General features: G+C 55.8%; 22 protein-coding genes. 6 read left to right on the forward strand and 16 right to left on the reverse strand.

What is annotated here, in order from left to right; translation table 11 throughout:
• The first annotated feature begins 138 nt into the window (after positions 1-138).
• Complete coding sequence (gene narL, locus IBT46_RS19545) at positions 139-792, forward strand: two-component system response regulator NarL (RefSeq protein WP_105593957.1); 654 nt, start codon at positions 139-141, stop codon at positions 790-792.
• A 71-nt stretch (positions 793-863) separates the two neighbouring features.
• On the opposite strand, the gene rpoS is transcribed toward narL, so the two are convergent.
• The 13 genes from rpoS to cysG form a co-directional block, all read right to left on the reverse strand.
• Positions 864-1856, reverse strand: a complete 993-nt coding sequence (gene rpoS / locus IBT46_RS19550; RefSeq protein WP_105593956.1) for an RNA polymerase sigma factor RpoS — start codon at positions 1854-1856, stop codon at positions 864-866.
• A 49-nt stretch (positions 1857-1905) separates the two neighbouring features.
• Positions 1906-2991, reverse strand: coding sequence for a murein hydrolase activator NlpD (nlpD, locus tag IBT46_RS19555; RefSeq protein WP_200547024.1), 1086 nt, complete (start codon positions 2989-2991; stop codon positions 1906-1908).
• Positions 2992-3147: 156 nt separating this feature from the next.
• Positions 3148-3777 carry a protein-L-isoaspartate(D-aspartate) O-methyltransferase gene (locus tag IBT46_RS19560; RefSeq protein WP_200547025.1) on the reverse strand — a complete coding sequence of 210 codons (630 nt, stop codon included), beginning with the start codon at positions 3775-3777 and terminating at the stop codon, positions 3148-3150.
• On the reverse strand, positions 3771-4532 hold the full coding sequence (surE, locus tag IBT46_RS19565; RefSeq protein ID WP_200547026.1) for a 5'/3'-nucleotidase SurE: 762 nt from the start codon (positions 4530-4532) through the stop codon (positions 3771-3773). The genes IBT46_RS19560 and surE overlap by 7 nt, the downstream gene beginning before the upstream one ends.
• Before the next feature lie 206 nt (positions 4533-4738).
• Positions 4739-5788, reverse strand: a complete 1050-nt coding sequence (truD, locus tag IBT46_RS19570; RefSeq protein WP_200547027.1) for a tRNA pseudouridine(13) synthase TruD — start codon at positions 5786-5788, stop codon at positions 4739-4741.
• Between the two features lie 2 nt (positions 5789-5790).
• Positions 5791-6264, reverse strand: a complete 474-nt coding sequence (gene ispF / locus IBT46_RS19575) for a 2-C-methyl-D-erythritol 2,4-cyclodiphosphate synthase (RefSeq protein WP_105593951.1) — start codon at positions 6262-6264, stop codon at positions 5791-5793.
• On the reverse strand, positions 6264-6980 hold the full coding sequence (gene ispD / locus IBT46_RS19580; RefSeq protein ID WP_200547028.1) for a 2-C-methyl-D-erythritol 4-phosphate cytidylyltransferase: 717 nt from the start codon (positions 6978-6980) through the stop codon (positions 6264-6266). Before ispD ends, ispF begins: the two co-directional genes overlap by 1 nt.
• A gap of 8 nt (positions 6981-6988) precedes the next feature.
• Positions 6989-7303 carry a cell division protein FtsB gene (ftsB, locus tag IBT46_RS19585; RefSeq protein ID WP_105593949.1) on the reverse strand — a complete coding sequence of 105 codons (315 nt, stop codon included), beginning with the start codon at positions 7301-7303 and terminating at the stop codon, positions 6989-6991.
• Between the two features lie 193 nt (positions 7304-7496).
• Positions 7497-7817: a DUF3561 family protein gene (locus IBT46_RS19590; protein ID WP_105593948.1), complete on the reverse strand. Its 321-nt coding sequence runs from the start codon at positions 7815-7817 to the stop codon at positions 7497-7499.
• Positions 7818-7899: 82 nt separating this feature from the next.
• Positions 7900-8505: an adenylyl-sulfate kinase gene (gene cysC, locus IBT46_RS19595; protein WP_105593947.1), complete on the reverse strand. Its 606-nt coding sequence runs from the start codon at positions 8503-8505 to the stop codon at positions 7900-7902.
• 1 nt (position 8506) lies between these two features.
• Positions 8507-9934 carry a sulfate adenylyltransferase subunit CysN gene (gene cysN / locus IBT46_RS19600; protein ID WP_200547029.1) on the reverse strand — a complete coding sequence of 476 codons (1428 nt, stop codon included), beginning with the start codon at positions 9932-9934 and terminating at the stop codon, positions 8507-8509.
• 9 nt (positions 9935-9943) lie between these two features.
• Positions 9944-10852 carry a sulfate adenylyltransferase subunit CysD gene (cysD, locus tag IBT46_RS19605; protein WP_105593945.1) on the reverse strand — a complete coding sequence of 303 codons (909 nt, stop codon included), beginning with the start codon at positions 10850-10852 and terminating at the stop codon, positions 9944-9946.
• 9 nt (positions 10853-10861) lie between these two features.
• The gene (gene cysG, locus IBT46_RS19610; protein WP_200547030.1) at positions 10862-12277 is read right to left on the reverse strand and encodes a siroheme synthase CysG; all 1416 of its coding nucleotides are present in this window, start codon (positions 12275-12277) and stop codon (positions 10862-10864) included.
• 256 nt (positions 12278-12533) lie between these two features.
• Between cysG and IBT46_RS19615 the strand changes: the two genes are divergently transcribed.
• Positions 12534-13523, forward strand: a complete 990-nt coding sequence (locus IBT46_RS19615; protein WP_200547031.1) for an aminopeptidase — start codon at positions 12534-12536, stop codon at positions 13521-13523.
• Between the two features lie 16 nt (positions 13524-13539).
• Entirely contained in the window at positions 13540-13824 is a 285-nt protein-coding gene (locus tag IBT46_RS19620) for a YciI family protein (RefSeq protein WP_200547032.1), read from the forward strand.
• Positions 13825-13997: 173 nt separating this feature from the next.
• Here IBT46_RS19620 and IBT46_RS19625 read toward each other — a convergent pair whose 3' ends face one another.
• The 3 genes from IBT46_RS19625 to cysJ are packed head-to-tail and all read right to left on the reverse strand — an operon-like array spanning position 13998 to position 18259.
• Entirely contained in the window at positions 13998-14729 is a 732-nt protein-coding gene (locus IBT46_RS19625) for a phosphoadenylyl-sulfate reductase (RefSeq protein WP_200547033.1), read from the reverse strand.
• Between the two features lie 12 nt (positions 14730-14741).
• Entirely contained in the window at positions 14742-16457 is a 1716-nt protein-coding gene (gene cysI, locus IBT46_RS19630) for an assimilatory sulfite reductase (NADPH) hemoprotein subunit (protein ID WP_105593940.1), read from the reverse strand.
• A complete protein-coding gene (cysJ, locus tag IBT46_RS19635; protein ID WP_200547034.1) occupies positions 16457-18259 on the reverse strand; it encodes an NADPH-dependent assimilatory sulfite reductase flavoprotein subunit in 1803 nt (600 codons plus the stop codon). The genes cysI and cysJ overlap by 1 nt, the downstream gene beginning before the upstream one ends.
• 288 nt (positions 18260-18547) lie before the next feature.
• Here cysJ and queD point away from each other — a divergent pair, with 288 nt between their 5' ends.
• From queD to IBT46_RS19650, 3 genes are all read left to right on the forward strand, one after another.
• On the forward strand, positions 18548-18907 hold the full coding sequence (queD, locus tag IBT46_RS19640) for a 6-carboxytetrahydropterin synthase QueD (protein ID WP_105593938.1): 360 nt from the start codon (positions 18548-18550) through the stop codon (positions 18905-18907).
• 415 nt (positions 18908-19322) lie between these two features.
• On the forward strand, positions 19323-20021 hold the full coding sequence (locus IBT46_RS19645; protein ID WP_172606629.1) for an amino acid ABC transporter permease: 699 nt from the start codon (positions 19323-19325) through the stop codon (positions 20019-20021).
• A complete protein-coding gene (locus IBT46_RS19650; RefSeq protein ID WP_200547035.1) occupies positions 19999-20766 on the forward strand; it encodes an amino acid ABC transporter ATP-binding protein in 768 nt (255 codons plus the stop codon). The genes IBT46_RS19645 and IBT46_RS19650 overlap by 23 nt, the downstream gene beginning before the upstream one ends.
• Positions 20767-20807 lie beyond the last annotated feature (41 nt).

Here is a 20807-nt window from a genome sequence, read left to right on the forward strand (position 1 = left end):
TACCTATGGTTATCATATAATCAAGATATTAAGTATTACCTCAAAAGAGGTATGGGTATTCTCTCTTCAATGAAAGACAATAGTACCAACTACTGTATATTCAGCCGTTTTACGCAATTAACCCCCCCGGAATAATGGATGACTAAAAACCCTGCTCCCGCGACCGTTCTGCTGATTGACGATCACCCGATGATTCGTACCGGACTGAAACAATTGATCGGTATGGACGATCGTCTGAAGGTGATTGGCGAGGCAGGCAATGGTGCAGAAGGTGTACTGTTGGCGGAAAAAAATGACTACGATCTGATCCTGCTGGATCTGCATATGCCAGGAATGAATGGTCTGGAAACGCTGGAACAATTGCGCGCGATAGACGCCCGCGGACGCATCGTGGTATTTAGCGTTTCAGATTATGAAGATGATGTCGTACGCGCACTCAAGCGGGGGGCCGATGGCTATCTGCTGAAGGATATGGAACCCGAAGCGTTGTTGAACTCGCTACACCGCGCCGCTGCCGGGGAAATGGTACTGAGCGAAACATTACCACCGCTGTTGGCTGCCAGCCTCCGCCAGCAGCGACCAAAAGAAGTGCCGGATATTGAACAGCTTACCGCCCGCGAACGCGATATCCTTAAACTGATTGCAATGGGAATGAGTAATAAACTGATAGCGCGTCGCCTGTGCATCAGTGAAAGCACAGTGAAGGTACACGTTAAGCATTTGCTGAAGAAACTACAGATGAAATCGCGGGTTGAGGCGGCAGTCTGGTCGTTGCAAAACGGCTATAGCTAAAAAGAAGGCAATAAAAAAGCGACGATCGGAGATCGTCGCTTTTCGCATTAACTCAGTCAGCAGTTTCGCGATTATTCGCGGAACAGCGCTTCAATATTCAGTCCCTGTGCCTGCAGAATTTCGCGCAGACGACGAAGACCTTCAACCTGAATCTGGCGAACACGCTCGCGGGTCAGACCAATTTCGCGACCCACATCTTCCAGCGTGGCCGCTTCATAGCCTAACAGGCCGAAACGACGTGCCAGCACTTCACGCTGCTTGGCGTTCAGTTCGAACAGCCATTTGACGATGCTTTGCTTCATGTCATCGTCCTGGGTGGTATCTTCCGGACCGTTATCTTTCTCGTCGGCCAGAATATCCAGCAGCGCTTTCTCAGAATCTCCGCCCAGCGGCGTATCAACCGAGGTAATGCGTTCGTTGAGGCGCAGCATCCGGCTTACGTCATCAACAGGTTTATCTAACTGCTCGGCAATCTCTTCCGCACTTGGCTCATGATCGAGCTTATGGGAAAGTTCACGCGCGGTGCGCAGATAAACGTTCAGCTCTTTCACGATGTGAATCGGCAGGCGGATGGTACGGGTTTGATTCATGATCGCCCGTTCAATCGTCTGACGAATCCACCAGGTGGCGTACGTGGAGAAACGGAACCCTCTTTCCGGGTCAAACTTCTCTACGGCACGGATCAAACCGAGGTTACCTTCTTCAATCAGATCCAGCAGCGCCAGACCACGATTGCTGTAACGACGGGCGATTTTTACCACCAGACGCAGGTTGCTTTCAATCATTCGGCGACGTGAAGGAATGTCGCCACGAAGCGCCCGGCGGGCAAAGAAGACTTCTTCTTCCGCCGTTAACAGTGGGGAATAACCAATCTCCCCAAGATAGAGCTGTGTCGCATCGAGCACACGCTGTGTGGCCCCCTGCGACAGCAGTTCTTCTTCTGCTAAATCGTTATCACCAGGTTCATTTCCGACAAGAGCCTTCTCATCAAAAACCTCAGCTCCGTTTTCGTCGAATTCCGCATCTTCATTTAACTCATTAACTTTCAGCGTATTCTGGCTCATAAGCGGCTCCTACCCGTGATTCCAGGGCAGAACACCAAGGTTCTGCCGGTTATCGCTGCGGTAAATAACGCAACGGGTTTACGGATTTCCCCTTGTAACGAATTTCAAAGTGCAATCTAACCGAACTTGTGCCGGTACTGCCCATGGTGGCTATTTTCTGACCCGCTTTAACCTCTTGTTGTTCACGGACCAGCATAGTGTCGTTATGGGCATAAGCACTCAGGTAGTCATCATTATGTTTGATGATTATCAGATTACCGTAACCGCGCAGCGCATTCCCGGCATATACCACCCTGCCTGAAGCGGTGGATACAACGGACTGACCACGTGAACCCGCGATATCGATACCTTTATTGCCTCCTTCGGAAGCAGAGAAGTTATCAATAATCTTACCGTCTGTCGGCCAACGCCAGCTTCCCACTGGGGTTGCGCTGTCCGTTGTACTGCTGACGGTCGGGGCGGTAACCGGCGCTGTTGTCGTTGCAACAGTTGTGCCGGATGAAGGCAGCATTTTGCCTCCACTTCCTCCACTTGGAGTACCTGAATCCTCAGAATACGTAATAACCGGTTGCCGTGCAACAGGTGTTGGCTTCATTTGTGTACTGGAAGGAGGAGTCGTTACGCCACCCGCAGTCGCATCGGCAACCGTGATTGCATTACCACCGGTAATCGGCGTACCGCCGCCGTTGCCAACCTGAATCTGCTGGCCAACGTTGAGCCCGTAAGGGGCAGGGATATTATTGCGCTGCGCCAAATCGCGGAAATCATTGCCGGTAATCCACGCAATGTAGAACAGAGTGTCGCCACGCTTAACGGTATAGCTGTCACCGCTGTAGCTACCTTTCGGAATGTTCCCATAACTGCGGTTGTAAACAATGCGCCCGTTTTCCGTCACCACGTTTGGTGAAGAAGAAGAGGAGGAAAGCATTCCACCATTTGAAGACGACGGCGGGCGGGCGGGAATAAATCCACCGCCGCCCCCGCCACCTGAATTACTCAGCATGCCTGAATCATTACCGCCAACTGAACTGATGGGAGCCTGCGTATTATCGCTGGAACAACCTGCCAGCCAAAAACCTATCAATGAAACGGCCGCAATACGGCGCAACTTAAAAACCGGGCTTCCAGTGCTCATTCTTCCCCCATTACGGCAATGCTTATTAAAGACAGAACTGCGGCCGGGCTGATGGTTTACAGCATCTTCTGTCAGCCCGCGCGAATTATTCAGATACTAGCAATATCAACCACAACGTGCCATGCCAGTTGTATTAATCTTTATTAGCGACTCACTTCAGGCCAGATCACCCTGCACCAAAGGAACAAAGCGAACCGGCTCGATGGTTTCAACCACAAACTCACCTCCCCGGCGGCGAATGCGCTGTAAAACCTGCTGCTCTTCCCCCACCGGCAACACCATAATGCCCCCTTCATCCAGCTGTGCCAGTAAAGCATCCGGTATTTCCGGCGGGGCCGCCGTCACAATAATCGCGTCGAAGGGCCCGCGAGAACGCCAGCCGAGCCAGCCGTCGCCGTGGCGGGTTGAAACATTATGCAGATCGAGCTGCTTCAGTCGGCGCTTGGCCTGCCACTGCAACCCTTTTATGCGCTCGACGGAACAAACATGCTCCACCAGATGCGCCAGAATCGCTGTCTGATAGCCGGAACCGGTACCGATTTCCAACACGCGCGACTGCGGGGTGAGCTCCAGCAGCTCGGTCATTCTGGCCACCATATAGGGCTGAGAAATCGTCTGTCCGGAACCAATAGGCAGCGCCATATTGTCCCAGGCTTTATGCTCAAAAGCCTCATCAACGAAGCGTTCGCGCGGCACATCTTCTATTGCCTGCAGCAATCGTTCATCGTTAATGCCCTGCTTTCTCAGCAGTGTAAGCAGCGTATCGATCCGGCCGCCGCTTACCATTGTTGGTCAACCTCAACGCGTGACAGCCAGGAAGATACAACCTCCTGCGCCGCATGGGCGGTCAAGTCGACATGAAGAGCGGTAACCGACACATAACCCTCATCAACCGCAGCAAAATCGGTACCCGGGCCTGCATCCAGCTTGTCGCCCGGAGGCCCAATCCAGTACATCGTATTGCCTCTCGGGTCCTGTTGCTGAATCGCCCTGTCGCTGGGATGGCGGCTGCCGCAGCGCGTCACCCGGATACCTTTAATCTGCTCCAGCGGCAAATCGGGAACATTAATATTAAGAATGCGGCCCGTGCGCAGCGGTTCACGCTCCAGCGCACGCAGAATTGAGCAGGTCACCGCCGCTGCGGTTTCATAATGCTGGTGCCCGTCCAGCGACACCGCCAAAGCAGGAAGCCCCAGATGACGCCCTTCCATCGCTGCCGCAACGGTCCCGGAGTAGATCACATCATCACCGAGGTTCGGCCCGGCGTTGATTCCGGAGACCACAATATCCGGCTTGGGGCGCATCAGGGTATTGACCCCGAGGTAAACACAGTCGGTAGGCGTTCCCATCTGCACGGCAATATCACCGTTGGGATAATCAAACGTGCGCAGTGGTGTTTCCAGCGTCAGCGAGTTTGACGCCCCGCTGCGGTTACGATCGGGAGCAACAACCTGGACCTCAGCAAACTGGCGCAGCGCCTTTGCCAGCGCCTGAATACCTGGCGCATGGATACCATCGTCGTTACTCAGCAAAATTCGCATTTAACACCTAACCTGTTGATAATTTTTGTTCGCCCGATTCCGACAGCAGGGATAACTGACCGCTGTGCGTATGAAAAATACGCGGAATAAAAGGCGTGGCTGGAAGCCATTTTAGCTGGATGATTCGGGTTGTGGTAGGTGTAAGTTTCTGGTTTCAATCGACTAGAAGCTGCCGCCGAAGCGGCAGTAAAAAACAGGTCCGCGCGCTATTCATCAACCTCGTCGGCACTGCCCTGCGGCAGAAGCAATTCACGCACCACGCTGGTGGCGAAGCTTCCCGCCGGCAGCCAGAAGTTCATCGCCAGCGTGGCATCATCCAGCCAGACCCAGCGCAGATCGCGGGGGATCACCAGCATCGCGCGGCGTGCGGCTTCCACCTTTTCACGCGTCATCAGTTCGATTAAGGCCGTTTCCGATACCAGAGAAGCCTGCTCCAGCGCCAGCGCCTCATCGCGGGTGCCCCATTCACCGCTGCCCGGCAACGGAGCGGTAACACGCAGTTCGTTTTCGTAAACGCGCTGTTGCAGGGTATCCAGCTCTTCTGCTGTGGCAACAAACCAACTGCCGCGCCCGGTCAGCTGCAGCGCATCGCCGTTCAATACCTTCGTCAGCGTACCCTGCTGTGCCAGACGATCGCTGACAACCTGATTAAACATCGCGCTTCGCGCCGCCGAGAGCAGGAAACTGCGTTTGTTACGCTCGCGCACGCGGATTTCATCTGCCGCCCAGCGCTGCGCCATCAGCAGGTTGTTACCATTATGGCCAAAACGCTGGCTGCCAAAATAGTTGGGGACACCACCCAGAGCAATCTGCTGCAGGCGCTGCTCTACGGCATCACGATCGGTCACCTGCCGCAGGACCAGCCGGAAATCATTGCCCTGCAGGGCCCCGGTACGCAGCTTGCGGCGGTGCCGGGCACTTTCCAGCACCTCAACCCCTTCCAGCGCGAATTTGCGCATATCCGGCGTCTCTTTACCCGGCAGTCGCAGGCAGAACCACTGTTCGGTAACGGCGTGGCGGTCCTTCATACCGGCAAAGCTGGCGTCACGCGGATGAATACCAACGAATTTTGCCAGCGCTTCAGCCACGAAGCGGGTGTTACAGCCGGTTTTACGAATACGCACCAGAAGCTGTTCACCGTCGCCGTCCGGTGCGTAGCCCAGATCCTCAACCACAACGAAATCTTCCGCCGTGGCCTTCAGCACGCCTTCGGCGGTCGGTTTACCGTACAGCCAGTTCTGCTTTGCTAAATCCATCTTCAGGCCTTAATCAGCAGCGCAACGGCTTCACAGGCAATGCCTTCACCACGGCCGGTAAAGCCCAGCTTTTCGGTGGTGGTGGCCTTCACGTTGACTTCATCCATGTGGATACCCAGGTCTTCGGCAATATTGATGCGCATCTGCGGCGTGTGCGGCAGCATTTTCGGTGCCTGTGCGATGATCGTGACGTCAACGTTGCCCACGCGGTAGCCTTTTTTCTCAATCTGGCGCCACGCTTCGCGCAGCAGCTCACGGCTGTCCGCACCTTTATAGGCGGCGTCGGTGTCCGGGAAGAGTTTACCGATATCGCCCAGTGCAGCCGCGCCCAGCAGTGCATCGGTCAGCGCATGCAGCGCCACGTCACCGTCGGAATGGGCCAGTAATCCTTTCTCATAAGGGATACGCACGCCGCCAATAATCAGCGGGCCTTCGCCGCCAAAAGCGTGTACATCAAAACCATGACCAATACGCATTATGCGTTCTCCTTATTATAAATTTGGGTCAGATAGAACTCGGCCAGCGCCAGATCTTCCGGCCGGGTTACTTTAAGATTATCACTGCGTCCGCTGACTAATTCCGGGTGATAGCCGCAGTACTCGAGGGCAGAAGCCTCATCGGTAATGCTGGCACCTTCACGCAGGGCACGCTCCAGACAATTTCGCAGCAGCGCCAGCGGGAACAGCTGCGGCGTCAGCGCGTGCCACAGAGCTTCACGCTCCACCGTATGGGCAATCGTTTCGGCACCGCCGGTTGCCCGCTTCATGGTATCGCGTACCGGTGCGGCAAGAATACCGCCGACCTCACTGCGCTGGGTCAGCTCCAGCAGCCGGGTCAGATCGTTGAGATGCAGACAGGGGCGAGCGGCGTCATGTACCAGCGCCCACTGCGCATTTTCAGCCGCTTTTAATCCGGCCAGCACCGAGTCGGCACGCTGGTTACCGCCCACCACCTGAATAATACGCGGGTCGTTCGCCACCGGCAGTCGTGAAAAATAGACATCATCCGGGCTGAGAGCCACAATCGCCTTAGTCACCGCCGGGTGCGCCAACAGCGCATCCAGGCTGTGTTCAAGAATCGTTTTGTTGCCGATGGAAAGATACTGTTTGGGGCACTCGGACAGCATGCGGCTGCCAATCCCCGCTGCGGGCACAACGGCGATCACGTGCGGACAGGAGTCTGCGATGTTCATGGTTATCGTTACTGATTGGCTGGTTGGCTTTGCTGCGCGTTTCGTTTGCTTTGATCCGGCACAAGGCGATAGAAGATCTCACCGGGTTTGATCATTCCCAGCTCGTTACGTGCGCGTTCCTCGATCGCTTCCGAACCGCCGTTAAGATCGTCGATTTCGGCAAAAAGCTGATCGTTGCGCGCTTTAAGCTTGGCGTTATTGGTCTGCTGCACCGCAACATCCTCATTAACGCGCGTATAGTCATGTATGCCATTCTTGCCCAGCCAGAGCGAATATTGCAGCCAGCCCAGCAGAACAAGTAACAGCAGCGTAAGTTTTCCCATCCCCGCCCCCTGAAAAACGGCTCAATCATCCCATAACTTTTACTACGACTCCACTCTGCCAGTGAAATAGAGCTGTTTTCTCGGACTAAGCCGCGCAAACGCGGCAAAAAACACCAAATGAGAAGTAATTTCTGGCGCAGGTTAACGAAAAATTTTGTAACGCAGCGATGCGTTTACACATCAGGCGTGAAGGTCACCAACCGGTTAACTGGCTAAACAGCAGCCAGAACAGGCAAATAACTACCATCACCGTTGCAATCGTAGTCCAGATCAGATGCCCGCGCAGCAGCACGCTGATCGCAATACCGACCAGCACGGAAACCGGCAGCAGAGCAAGGAAGAACGGCCAGGTGTAAAGGAAGAAAAACAGGGTGTTAGAACCGTACAGTATAAACGTTGTAGCGAGGGCTACCCACCATGAAGCGAAGCCCACCACGCCGCCAGGAAATGGCCAGGAAGCCTCATCTTGATCGCTTTTGTCTTTTCTTGCCAGCAGTGGGGTGACGTTTTGCATAGATATCCCATTAACGCTTGAGCGGAGCACCGAAACGATGCCCGCCTGAGTAACGCCCGCGAGGGCGTTAACAGTCGCTGTATCAGGGTTTGATAATATCGCGCTGGCGCAACAGGTCTAATATCTGGGCGGTTAAATGTGTTACCAATTGTTCACCGTCCAGGTGGAGGTCAGCCCGTTCCGGGGCCTCGTAAACCGAGTCGATACCGGTGAAATTACGCAGCTCCCCTGCCCTGGCTTTTTTGTACAATCCTTTCGGATCGCGCGCTTCACAAATGGCCAGCGGCGTATCGACAAACACCTCAATAAAACGCCCTTCTCCCAGCATCTCGCGCACCATATCGCGCTCGGCACGGTGCGGCGAAATAAAGGCAGTGAGTACCAGCAGACCCGCATCCACCATCAGCTTCGCCACTTCTCCCACCCGGCGGATATTCTCCCGGCGGTCGTCATCGCTGAAGCCGAGATCGCGGCACAGGCCGTGGCGCACGTTATCGCCATCCAGCAGATAGGTACTGGCACCCAGACGGTGCAGTACCTGCTCCAGCGCACCGGCGACGGTGGATTTACCGGAGCCGGAAAGCCCGGTAAACCACAGTACCGCGCCCTGATGACCGTGCTGCCCTTCACGATCTTCCCGGCTGACCGGGTGATCGTGCCAGACGACATTCTCGTCATGCAGGGCCATATCAGTTACCGCCCAGCAGGTCGCGCGCGTTCCAGTGCGGGAAGTGACGACGCACCAGCGCGTTCAGCTCCAGCTCAAAGGCGCTGTAGTGACCTGCCGCCTGCTGCGTTTCCGCCAGCGCTTCAAGGATCATACCGGCCCCAACGGTGACGTTGCTCAAACGATCGATAAAGATCATCCCGCCGGTTACCGGGTTTTGCTGATACGGATCAAGCACCATTGGCTCATCGAATGTCAGATCCACCAGGCCAATCCCGTTCAGCGGCAGCTCCTGCGCTTCATGACGAGTCAGATTATTGATCTCAACCTGATACTGAATTTTCTCCAGGCGCGCGCGGGTCTTCTTACCGGCAATTTTCACGTCAAAGCTCTGGCCCGGCACCAGCGGCTGCTCGGCCATCCACACCACATTGACCGACGCGCCCTGTACCGGTTTGAGATCGGCATCAACGGCCACCAGCAGGTCGCCGCGGCTGATGTCGATTTCATCTTTCAGCACCAGGGTAATCGCTTCGCCCGCGCTGGCCTGCTGCAAATCACCATCAAAGGTGACGATGCGGGCAATGGCCGACTCCACGCCGGACGGCAGCACTTTTACCCGCTGACCGACCTGTACCACACCAGACGCCAGCGTACCGGCGTAACCGCGGAAGTCGAGGTTCGGGCGGTTAACGTACTGCACCGGGAAACGCATCGGCTGCTGCTCTACCACGCGCTGCACCTCAACGGTTTCCAGCACGTCGAGCAGCGTCGGGCCGCTGTACCAGTTCATTGCGACGCTCGGCGACGCCACGTTCTCGCCTTCCAGCGCGGAGAGCGGCACAAAGCGGATATCCAGATCGCCCGGCAGCTGTTCGGCAAAGTCGAGGTAGTTCTGTTTGATCTCTTCAAAGGTCTGCTGGCTGTAGTCCACCAGATCCATTTTATTGACCGCCACCACCAGGTGTTTAATGCCCAGCAGCGTAGAGATAAAGCTGTGGCGACGGGTTTGATCGAGCACGCCTTTACGGGCATCGATCAGCAAAATCGCCAGATCGCAAGTTGAAGCACCGGTCGCCATGTTGCGGGTGTACTGCTCGTGCCCCGGGGTATCGGCGATAATGAATTTACGCTTCTCGGTAGAGAAATAGCGGTAGGCGACATCGATAGTGATGCCCTGTTCGCGCTCGGCCTGCAGGCCATCCACCAGCAGCGCCAGGTCCAGCTTCTCACCCTGCGTACCGTGGCGCTTGCTGTCGTTGTGCAGCGTGGAGAGCTGGTCTTCATAAATCTGTCGGGTGTCGTGCAGCAGGCGGCCAATCAGCGTACTTTTGCCGTCGTCAACGCTGCCGCAGGTCAGAAAACGCAGCAGGCTTTTATGCTGCTGAGCGTGCAGCCAGGCTTCCACCCCGCCCTGATCGGCGATCTGTTGTGCAATAATGGTATTCATGGCGGCTCCTTAGAAATAACCCTGGCGTTTCTTCAGCTCCATCGAGCCAGACTGATCGCGGTCAATCACCCGCCCCTGACGCTCGCTGGTGGTGGAAACCAGCATCTCTTCAATAATCTCCGGCAGCGTTTGCGCTTCAGACTCTACTGCGCCGGTTAGCGGCCAGCAGCCGAGGGTGCGGAAACGTACCATGCGCTGTTCGATTTTCTCGCCGGGCTGCAGGTTAATGCGCTCGTCGTCGATCATCATCAGCATGCCGTCACGCTCCAGAACCGGGCGCTCAGCGGCCAGATATAGCGGAACGATTTCGATATTTTCCAGGAAGATATACTGCCAGATATCCAGCTCGGTCCAGTTAGAGAGCGGGAACACGCGAATGCTTTCGCCTTTGTTAATCTGGCCGTTGTAGTTGTGCCACAGCTCCGGGCGCTGATTTTTTGGGTCCCAGCGGTGGAAGCGGTCGCGGAAGGAGTAGATACGCTCTTTCGCGCGGGATTTCTCCTCGTCACGACGTGCGCCGCCAAAGGCCGCATCAAAACCGTATTTGTTCAGCGCCTGCTTCAGCCCTTCGGTTTTCATGATATCGGTATGCTTGGCGCTGCCGTGGACAAACGGGCTGATGCCCATTGCCACGCCTTCCGGGTTGCGGTGAACCAGCAGCTCGGCGCCAATGTTTTTTACCGTACGATCGCGGAATTCGTACATTTCACGGAATTTCCAGCCGGTATCAACATGCAGCAGCGGGAACGGCAGCGTTCCCGGGTAGAAGGCCTTACGCGCCAGGTGCAGCATCACCGATGAGTCTTTACCGATGGAGTACATCATCACCGGATTGGCGAACTCTGCCGCCACTTCGCGGATAATATGGATACTCTCCGCCTCCAGTTGACGCAGATGAGTCAGACGTTTTTGATCCATAACTTTTCCTCAAGCCAAATTCACAACGGCGGACTCGCGTCCGTCCTGCTGCGCAGAATGTTGATACCACGCCAGCTGCTGATGCAGATTGACCACTTCGCCAATCACTAACAGCGCCGGGGTTGGGGCGTTGCGTGCCAGCTCGTCCAGCTGATCCAGTGTGCCGGTCAGCACCTTTTGATCCTGTCGGGTGCCACGGCCAATCACCGCCGTCGGAGTTTTAGGGTCGCGCCCGTGGGCGATAAGCTGGCTGGCGATGTCGCCTGCGTTTGCCGATCCCATATAAATTGCCAGCGTCTGTCGCGCACGCGCCAGCGACGGCCAGTCAGTGCCGCTGCTGTCGGCCCGGCACTGGCCGGTGACAAACAGCACGCTCTGGGCGTGATCGCGGTGGGTCAGCGGTATCCCGGCATAGGCGGTTGCGCCTGCCGCTGCAGTCACACCCGGCACCACCTGGAAGGGAATACCCGCCTCCACTGCCGCCTGAAGCTCTTCGCCCCCGCGACCAAAGATAAACGGATCGCCACCCTTCAGACGCACCACGCGCTTACCCTGTTTGGCCAGCTCAACCAGCAGGCGATTGGTTTCTTCCTGCGGCACGCTGTGGGCGTTAGCACGTTTACCGACGCAGATACGGTCGGCATCGCGGCGGACTAAATCCAGAATTTCATCACTGACCAGATAGTCATACAGCACCACATCGGCCAGCTGCATGACCTGCAACCCGCGCAGCGTCAGCAGACCGCTGTCGCCCGGTCCCGCTCCCACAAGGATAATCTCTCCCTGTGCGGCTTCCGGTTCATCCAGCTGCTTATCCAGCGTGAGGCGAGCGCCGTCAACGTTGCCCGACCCCACCTGGCTGGCAAACAGCCCGTTAAAGGCTTTCTCCCAGAAGCGGCGTCGATCGGACATTTTACTGAAGCGGGCTTTGACCTTGCCGCGCCACTGACCGGCAATCTCGGCCATCTGGCCCAGCGTGGCGGGCAGCAGGGTTTCAATTTTTTCACGCAGCAGGCGCGCCAGCACCGGCGCAGTACCGCCGGAAGAGATAGCCACCACCAGCGGCGAGCGATCGACGATGGAAGGGAAAATAAAGGAACATTTCGGCTGGTCATCCACCACGTTCGCCAGCAGGAAACGATCGGTGGCGTCCTGAAACACCTGGCCGTTGAGATCGCCATCATCGGTGGCAGCGATCACAAAAAATACGCGGTCAAGCTGGCTGGCATCATAGGCCTTCGCCAGCCATTCGATTTCGCCCTGGGTTTCCAGTTCGGCCAGTTCGTCGCAGAGTTCGCGTGATACCACCAGTACCCGCGCACCGGCGCGTCGAAGCAGTTCGATTTTGCGCGCGGCCACATCGCCGCCGCCCACTACCAGCACCGGTTTGTGTCTGATATCAGCAAATAGAGGAAGGTAATCCACGTAAACCCTGTCGCTTATCACATAAAGTTAACAGGACTATACGTCCCCGCATTAAGGCTTATGAAATTACTAATTGGAATGAGTAGTTACCTAATGGAATAACGTACTGGTAAAGCAGCGAACAAAATGTGCTTAACGGATGATATTTCGGGTATTTCAGAGCGAATGAAATTGTGCAACCCGCGTCACAATTTCATACTAGCGGGGCAAAATTTTTCGCCCGATTTAACACGGGATAACGACTAAGGAATTTCGAATGTTCACCTTACTGCGTCTGGGGGCGCTGGCAGCGTTGATCGGCTGCGGAATAAGTCTGCCGGCAGGCGCAACAACGGAAAAAGTGGGCAGCATTGCCGAACAGCAGCTGCGACATATTGCCACCTATTTTCCCGGACGCATGGCAGGCAGCCCGGCAGAGATGCTTACAGCCGACTACCTGCAGCAGCAGTTCAGCGCACTGGGCTATAAAAGCGATACGCGCCGTTTTAATACCCGCTATCCCTGGCACCATCAGGACGGCGAGGACACGTGGCGTAATATTAATGCCACCTCGGTGATTGCTGCCCGCGAAGGCGAAGTCCCACAGCAGATCCTGATTATTGCCCACACCGACAGCACCTCCCCGCAGAGCGATGCCGACGTACAGAAAAACCTCGGCGGGCTGAGTGCTCAGGCGGCGGACAATAACGCCTCCGGCCTGGGGGTAATGCTGGAGCTGGCGGAGCGTTTGAGCAAGGAGCACCTGCACTACAGCCTGCGATTTGTCGCGCTCAGCGGAGAAGAGATCGGCCAGCGCGGTAGCGAAGATTACCTGGCGCGAATGAAGCCGGAAGAGAAACAAAATACTCTACTTGTGATTAACCTCAACAGCCTGATCGTCGGCAATCATCTCACCTTCAGCAGCGGGAATAACACGCCGCTGGCCGTGATGCGCCAGACGCGTGACCGGGCGCTGACGCTGGCCAGACGCAGCGGAATTTATGCCGTCGGTAAAAAAGAAAAAAATGCCAGCGGCAGCCCCTTCGACCGCGCTGGTTTTCCGTTAATGACGGTCAGCACCAGCGACGGCCCGTCCGGCAAAATGCCCGCAGTACTGAAACAGCATTTCCCCGTCGGGCTACGCAATCAGGCACAACGTGATAATCTGGCCTATATCGACCACTGGCTTCCGGGCCGCATCACCAGCCGAACCCACAGTACCGTGGCCGTGCTGCTGCCGCTGATCCGCGAGCTGGCCAATCCCTGATCCTGTTGGAGCCATCATGTATATTGTCTTTCTCAGCTATACCCGCCCGATGCAAGAAGTTGAAGCCGTACTGGAGTCGCACGTAGCGTGGATTAACCGTTACTTTGCCGAAGGCGTGTTTATCAGCGCCGGGCGCAAAGATCCGCGTACGGGGGGGATGATCATGGTGAAGGATATCGATCGGGCGCGGCTGGATGCGATTTTGGCGGAAGACCCGTTCCAGGCCGTCGCCAGCTATGACGTGACCAAAGTGAATATTACCCGTTCGGCGGAGGAATTTGCCGGCCTGACCGGGATCTGAACCGGGCTTACGGTTCAGCATGGGCACGTTTACGCGACTGCTCGTCATAAACAAATGCGCGACAACAGAAGCTTAACGCCAACGATAAGCTTCTGCTCTTGAGCCCGCGTATTTGCCCTGCTAAGCCAGCGGCAGCCCGGCACCTTGCACAGGGCTGCTACCCACTCAGCTTATCACTCGTGCAGGCCGCACTCGCGCTTCAGGCCAAAGAAGCGCGTCTCTTCCTCAGCCATACCCGGTTCCCATTTGCGGGTCGTGTGGGTGTCGCCAACGGAGAGGTAGCCCTGCTCCCGCAGCGGGTGATAATCCAGACCGTTCTGCTGCAGGTACTGATACACCTGACGGTTATCCCAGTCGATAATTGGCAGCAGCTTGAATACGCCTTTCTTGATCGCCAGCACCGGCAGATGCGCCCGGCTGCCGGACTGATCGCGGCGCAGACCGGCGAACCACGTTTGCGCATTCAGGCTTTCCAGCGCGCGGTTCATCGGCTCAACCTTATTGATTTGGTTATAGCGTTCAATGCCTTCAACGCCCTGCTCCCACAGCTTGCCGTAGCGTGCTTCCTGCCAGGCCGCGCTGTGTTCGGCGCGGAACACCTTCAGGTTCAGATCCAGCTGCTCGGTCAGCTTATCAATAAACTGATAGGTTTCCGGGAACAGATAGCCGGTATCGGTGAGGATCACCGGGATATCCGGCTTCTGGCGGGTGACCAGATGCAGGCTCACCGCCGCCTGAATGCCGAAGCTGGAGGTCAGCACCGCTTCGCCCGGCAGATTCTCCAATCCCCAGATCACCCGATCTTCGGCTGAAAGCTTATCCAGCCGGTTATTGATCTCGGCGAGCGCCATCACGCGCTCCACCTTGGGTAGTGCATTCAGTTCAGAGAGATCGAGTACCGCCATCTTACACCTCCATCATTCCCAGAAATCACGGGCCGGATCGAGCACCGGTCTGACGATGCCGGTGCGGATCGTAAAGTCACCGAAGCCTTCATCCGCTTCGCGCTCTTTCGACCAGCGGCCGATCAGCTCATCAAGCGTAGCCAGGATTTCCGTTTCATTAATGTTTTCGCGATACATGCGCGGAATACGGGTTCCCATGCGGTTACCGCCCAGGTGCAGGTTATAGCGCCCCGGCGCCTTGCCCACCAGGCCGATCTCGGCCAGCAGCGCACGGCCGCAGCCGTTCGGGCAGCCGGTGACACGCAGCACGATATGCTCATCGCCCACCCCGTGCGCGGTCATGATCCCCTCCACGCGGGTCACAAATTCCGGCAGGAAGCGTTCGGCTTCCGCCATTGCCAGTGGACAGGTCGGGAACGCCACGCAGGCCATTGAGTTTTCGCGCTGGTGGCTGACGTTTTCCATCAGGCCGTGCTGCTTCGCAATCTGCTCAATTTTCTCTTTTTCCGATTCCGGCACACCGGCCACAATCAGATTCTGGTTAGCGGTTAAGCGGAAGTCGCCCTGGTGAATCTTAGCGATCTCCACCAGACCGGTCTTCAGCGGGCGGCCCGGGTAGTCGAGCAGGCGGCCGTTTTCCACAAACAGCGTCAGGTGCCATTTGTTATCGATGCCTTTTACCCAGCCAAAACGATCGCCACGGGTGGTAAATTCATACGGACGGATCGGCTCGAAGGTGACGCCAGCGCGGCGCTCAACTTCAGCTTTGAAGACGTCCGGCCCCACGCGCTCCAGCGTATATTTGGTTTTAGCGTTCTTACGATCGGTGCGGTTACCCCAGTCGCGCTGGGTAGTCACCACGGCAGCCGCTACATCCAGGATTTTTTCCACCGGGAAATAGCCAAACTCGCTGGCGGTACGCGCATAGGTGGCTTTGTTACCGTGGTCGATGGACAGACCGCCGCCCACCAGCAGGTTAAAGCCGATCAGCTTGCCGTTTTCGGCAATCGCAATAAAGTTCAGGTCGTTGGCGTGCAGATCCACGTCGTTATGCGGCGGCACCACCACGGTAGTTTTAAACTTACGTGGCAGATAGGTTTCACCCAGAATCGGCTCAACGTCGGTGGTGGCAACCTTCTCCTGATCCAGCCAGATTTCCGCATAGGCGCGGGTCTGCGGCAGCAGGTGTTCGGACAGCTTCTTCGCCCATTCGTACGCTTCCTGATGCAGTTCAGACTCGATCGGGTTCGAGCTGCACAGCACGTTACGGTTTACGTCATTGGCGGTGGCAAGCGCGTCCAGCCCGACTTCATGCAGCATCTGGTGGGCAGGTTTAACGTTGCCCTTCAGAATACCGTGGAACTGGAAAGTCTGGCGGTTAGTCAGACGGATGCTGCCATAGATGGTGTTATTCGTGGCGAATTTATCAATCGCCAGCCACTGCTGCGGCGTCATGATGCCGCCCGGCAGGCGGCAGCGCAGCATCATCGCATGGCGCGCGTCCAGCTTCTGCTCGGCACGCTCGGCACGAATATCGCGGTCATCCTGCTGATACATACCGTGGAAACGGATCATCAGGAAGTTGTCGCCGTTAAAACCGCCGGTCAGGCCGTCGTGCAGGTCTGCAGCAATACTTCCACGCAGGAAGTTGCTCTGTTTTTTCATCCGCTCGGCGTCGACCAGCTTACCTTCGACAACCAGAGGACCAGGGTATCTTTCATTGCTCATTAGTACACATCTCGCTGATAACGGCGCTCAATGCGCAGATCGCTTAAGAATTCATCTGCCGTTTCGATGTCCATGCCACCGTATTCGGCTACCACTTCCAGTAATGCTTGCTCAACGTCTTTAGCCATGCGATTGGCATCGCCGCAGACATAAATGTGTGCGCCTTCCTGAATCCAGCTCCACACTTCCGCCCCTTTCGCGCGGATTTTATCTTGTACGTATATTTTATGTTTCTGGTCGCGTGACCAGGCTAAATCAATATTGGTCAGCAGGCCGTCTTTGACGTAGCGCTGCCATTCAACCTGATAGAGGAAGTCTTCGGTAAAGTGCGGATTGCCGAAGAACAGCCAGTTTTTGCCGCCGGCACCTTCGCTATCGCGCTGCTGCATAAAGGCGCGGAACGGCGCAATACCGGTACCCGGGCCAATCATAATCACCGGGGTTTCCGGGTTGGCAGGCAGGCGGAAGTTATCGTTGTGCTCAATGAACACGCGGATTTCATCGTCCTCCACCAGACGGTCGCCCAGATAGCTGGAGGCACCGCCCGCACGGGCACGGCCTTCAATTTCATAGCGCACCACGCCAACGGTGATATGCACTTCCGTTTCGTTCTCAGCCTGGGAAGAGGCGATCGAATAGAGGCGCGGCGTCAGAGGGCGCAACAGCCCGGTCAGCTGTTCGGCGTTCAGTTCGGTCGGTGCAAAGCGTGCCATATCAACGATCGGCGTGTTCTGCGCATACTGCTGCAGGCTGGCCTTATCGGTGATCTGCGCCAGCAGCGCTTCATTATGGGAAAGTTTGGCATACTGCTCGACGATCTGCGGGGTATTAACCGTCAGCTCGTAGTGTTTTTGCAGCGCTTCCGCCAGCGGCAGCGTTTCACCGTGCACGCTGACCGGCTCGTCACCCTTCAGCCACAGCAGCTCCAGCAGCTCTTTCACCAGTGCGGGATCGTTCTCAAACCACACGCCCAGCGCATCGCCCGGCTTGTAGCGCAGTCCTGATTCACCCAGATCGATTTCGATATGGCGCACGTCTTTATCGGAATCGCGGCCGGTGATTTTCTGATTTACCGCAAAGCTGGCGGTCAGCGGCGCTTCTTTAGTGTAAGGGCTGCTGTGGATCTCATTGACGCTACCTGCAGCCGTGGCTGCCGCCGCCGCAGGGGCTTCTTTCGGCACGCGCGCCTGTAAAATTTCTACCAGCTGTTTACGCCAGGCTTCGGCCGCCGCAGCGTACTCAACGTCGGCATCCACGCGGTCCAGCAGGCGTGTTGCGCCCAGCTCGGCCAGCCGGTTGTCGAAATCTTTACCCGCCTGACTGAAGAATTCATAAGAGGTATCGCCCAGGCCGAACACCGCAAAGGCGCTGGCGTCCATTTTTGGCGCTTTCTTCGACATCAGGAACTTATGCAGCGCCATGCCCTCTTCTGGCGGTTCACCCTCGCCCTGGGTGGAGGTGACCACCACCAGCAGTTTTTCCTGGGCAATCTGCTTGAACTTATAGTCACCGGCATTCACCAGGTTGACGTTTAGTTTCGCCGCAAGCAGGTCATCACGCAGCTGCTCTGACAGGCGGCGAGCATTGCCGGTCTGCGAGGCAGAAAGGATGGTGATGGTTGGTACCTCGACCGGAGCAGGTGCTGCTGCAACCACCGCCCCCGGAGCCTGATTGACCATGCCCCAGAAGTAACCGGACAGCCACGCCAGCTGGGTTGGGGTGTAATCCCCGGTCGCTGCCTGTAAGCGGGCAAGCTGATCGGGATTCAGCGGAAGCATATTTAGAGGTGCCTGAGTCGTCATTGCGTCGATAATTCCAGTGTCGGAGATCTGATTACTGACAGGGTAAGGGCAAGCAGAATAACCCTTAAATAAGGGTTGGCAATAATTAATAACCAAAATGACTAAATGGTTTTTCAGGTAAGGCTTATTGGCAAAACAGGTTGATAATGTTTTTATTTATCAGCCAGTTAAAACAGAAGGCATTTGGTTTACACTTTGACAGGGCGCCGTTACCGGGAAACGGGTGCGAAAAAAGCTGTTTTCCGGTATCCTGCGGCGGTTTTCACCATCAAGACTGAGACTGTAACCATGGCGACCACGCTGTTTAAAGATTTTCAATTCGAAGCCGCACACCATCTGCCGAATGTGCCTGCCGGGCATAAATGCGGCCGACTGCACGGGCACTCTTTTATGGTGCGTCTGGAGATTACCGGCGAGGTGGATGCGCATACCGGTTGGGTAATCGACTTTTCCGAGATTAAAGCGGCATTTAAGCCGGTTTACGATCGTCTCGACCACTATTATCTGAACGATATTCCTGGCCTCGAAAATCCGACCAGTGAAGTACTGGCGGCCTGGATCTGGCAGCAGATGAAGCCGGTACTGCCGCTGCTGAGCGCGGTGATGGTGAAAGAGACCTGCACCGCTGGCTGCGTTTATCGCGGCTAATCGGCCCCGTTGCCGGTCACCGCTGGCAACGTAGAGCGATCCTCATTCCGTTGCCTGATAGTCGGTGTCCGGGATGAGGTCAGTCCGAGCACACCGGAACGGCAAAAGACGCTCCCTGCGAGCCTCGGCACACGGCATCCCTGCCGTGTGACGTCCGGTTTACCTCAGACTGGCCTCATCCCAATAAGTACCGCTTTCGCTGCTTTCCCGCTAATACGTCTGGCTAAACCTAAAATAAGCCTTAAAAATCAACCTCTCTTTCTTATGCAAAATCCGGCATAGCTTTGCTCATATTTATATATTCTTATCGAATATATAATAGCAAATCACGATATATGGTCGTTTTTTTAGTTCGTGATAGTCTCTCGCCATAAGTTCAGATCAATAATAATAACTTATTAAGAGAAGGTGTCACGTGCCCGCATGGCTTAATTTAGCAATCGATTCATTCTGGCCCATGCTTTATGCCGGACTGACATTTACCATCCCATTAACCTTAATTTCATTTATTCTTGGCTTATCCCTTGGCTTTATTGCTGCACTGGCCCGTTTATATGGACCAGAGCCGTTAAAAAAAATTGTTCGCTTTTACGTCTGGCTTATTCGCGGCACGCCTCTGCTGGTGCAGCTGTTCCTGATTTTCTATGCTCTGCCCAGCGCCGGTATTACGCTGGACGCGTTTCCCGCAGCGATAATCGGCTTTACGCTGAACATTGGTGCCTATACGTCAGAGGTCATTCGCGCCACCCTGCTTTCCGTGCCGAAAGGCCAGTGGGAGGCGGCGCACTCTATCGGTATGAACTGGGCACAGGCACTGCGCCGGGTGATTATTCCTCAAGCTGCACGCATTGCCGTGCCGCCGCTGTCGAATACCTTTATATCACTGGTAAAGGATACGTCTCTGGCTTCGGTCATTACCGTGCCTGAGTTGTTCCTTGCCGCACAGCGAATTGCGGCAGTGACCTATCAGCCATTAATATTATATACCGAAGCAGCGATCGTTTATTTAATTATCAGTTCAGTGCTCTCTTCTCTACAGACCCGTCTGGAGAAAAAGCTGGAAAATACAGGCGCAGTGAAGGAGAAAGAGAATGATAACGCTGTCCGGAATTGAAAAAAGATTCGACGACAACCCCGTATTAAAAAATATTAACCTGAAGATTAAAGAAGGCAGCGTGACGGCGTTAATTGGTCCGTCGGGCAGCGGGAAAAGCACCCTGCTGCGCTGCGTTAATCTGCTGGAAGTTCCTCAGGCCGGGGAATTAACCCTCGGAAAAGAAAAACTTGTGTTTAACGGCAGCGGACGCGCCAGCAGAAAAGATGTTTATCGCATCTGCCAGCAGACCGGCATGGTATTTCAAAGCTTCCAGCTGTTCCCCCATCTGCGGGTGATTGAAAACATTACCGAAGGCCTGATTACCGTGCATAAGCAGTCGGTGAAACAGGCTAAGGAGCGCGCTGAAGAACTGCTGGCCAAAGTGGGGCTGCTGCACAAGCGCGATGCCTGGCCGGCCAATCTTTCCGGTGGTCAGCAGCAGCGCGTGGCCATTGCCCGCGCGCTGGCCCCCTCACCGAAGGTGCTGCTGTGCGACGAGCCGACTTCCGCGCTGGACCCGGAACTCTCGCTTGAAGTGGTGGCGGTATTACGACAGCTGGCCAAAGAAGGAATGACCATGCTGATGGCCACTCATGACCTGCGGCTGGCGGCCAATATTGCCCAGCAGGTGGTATTCCTGGAAGCCGGTGAAATTGTTGAAACCGGCACCTCACAGGACATTTTTACCCAGGCGCAAAAAGCCCGGACCAAAGCCTTTATCTCGACCCTGACCGAAACCCTGCCCGATTCATGGGAAATTTGAAGTTAAGACGGCATCACCCAACCCATTCAGGAGTTATGACT

It is taken from the genome of Erwinia sp. S38, from assembly GCF_016624545.1.
Classification (GTDB): Bacteria; Pseudomonadota; Gammaproteobacteria; order Enterobacterales; family Enterobacteriaceae; genus Erwinia; species Erwinia coffeiphila.

Excerpts from the sequence above, each read along its gene's own strand:
- queD (WP_105593938.1), top strand. The coding sequence starts at position 18,548 with ATGGCGACCACGCTGTTTAAAGATTTTCAATTCGAAGCCGCACACCAT.
- ispD (WP_200547028.1), bottom strand. The coding sequence starts at position 6,980 with ATGAACATCGCAGACTCCTGTCCGCACGTGATCGCCGTTGTGCCCGCA.
- cysD (WP_105593945.1), bottom strand. The coding sequence starts at position 10,852 with ATGGATCAAAAACGTCTGACTCATCTGCGTCAACTGGAGGCGGAGAGT.
- rpoS (WP_105593956.1), bottom strand. The coding sequence starts at position 1,856 with ATGAGCCAGAATACGCTGAAAGTTAATGAGTTAAATGAAGATGCGGAA.
- IBT46_RS19590 (WP_105593948.1), bottom strand. The coding sequence starts at position 7,817 with ATGCAAAACGTCACCCCACTGCTGGCAAGAAAAGACAAAAGCGATCAA.
- ispF (WP_105593951.1), bottom strand. The coding sequence starts at position 6,264 with ATGCGTATTGGTCATGGTTTTGATGTACACGCTTTTGGCGGCGAAGGC.
- IBT46_RS19650 (WP_200547035.1), top strand. The coding sequence starts at position 19,999 with ATGATAACGCTGTCCGGAATTGAAAAAAGATTCGACGACAACCCCGTA.
- cysJ (WP_200547034.1), bottom strand. The coding sequence starts at position 18,259 with ATGACGACTCAGGCACCTCTAAATATGCTTCCGCTGAATCCCGATCAG.
- IBT46_RS19625 (WP_200547033.1), bottom strand. The coding sequence starts at position 14,729 with ATGGCGGTACTCGATCTCTCTGAACTGAATGCACTACCCAAGGTGGAG.
- truD (WP_200547027.1), bottom strand. The coding sequence starts at position 5,788 with ATGGATTTAGCAAAGCAGAACTGGCTGTACGGTAAACCGACCGCCGAA.
- cysC (WP_105593947.1), bottom strand. The coding sequence starts at position 8,505 with ATGGCCCTGCATGACGAGAATGTCGTCTGGCACGATCACCCGGTCAGC.
- nlpD (WP_200547024.1), bottom strand. The coding sequence starts at position 2,991 with ATGAGCACTGGAAGCCCGGTTTTTAAGTTGCGCCGTATTGCGGCCGTT.
- surE (WP_200547026.1), bottom strand. The coding sequence starts at position 4,532 with ATGCGAATTTTGCTGAGTAACGACGATGGTATCCATGCGCCAGGTATT.
- cysN (WP_200547029.1), bottom strand. The coding sequence starts at position 9,934 with ATGAATACCATTATTGCACAACAGATCGCCGATCAGGGCGGGGTGGAA.
- IBT46_RS19620 (WP_200547032.1), top strand. The coding sequence starts at position 13,540 with ATGTATATTGTCTTTCTCAGCTATACCCGCCCGATGCAAGAAGTTGAA.
- IBT46_RS19615 (WP_200547031.1), top strand. The coding sequence starts at position 12,534 with ATGTTCACCTTACTGCGTCTGGGGGCGCTGGCAGCGTTGATCGGCTGC.
- ftsB (WP_105593949.1), bottom strand. The coding sequence starts at position 7,303 with ATGGGAAAACTTACGCTGCTGTTACTTGTTCTGCTGGGCTGGCTGCAA.
- cysI (WP_105593940.1), bottom strand. The coding sequence starts at position 16,457 with ATGAGCAATGAAAGATACCCTGGTCCTCTGGTTGTCGAAGGTAAGCTG.
- IBT46_RS19560 (WP_200547025.1), bottom strand. The coding sequence starts at position 3,777 with ATGGTAAGCGGCGGCCGGATCGATACGCTGCTTACACTGCTGAGAAAG.
- narL (WP_105593957.1), top strand. The coding sequence starts at position 139 with ATGACTAAAAACCCTGCTCCCGCGACCGTTCTGCTGATTGACGATCAC.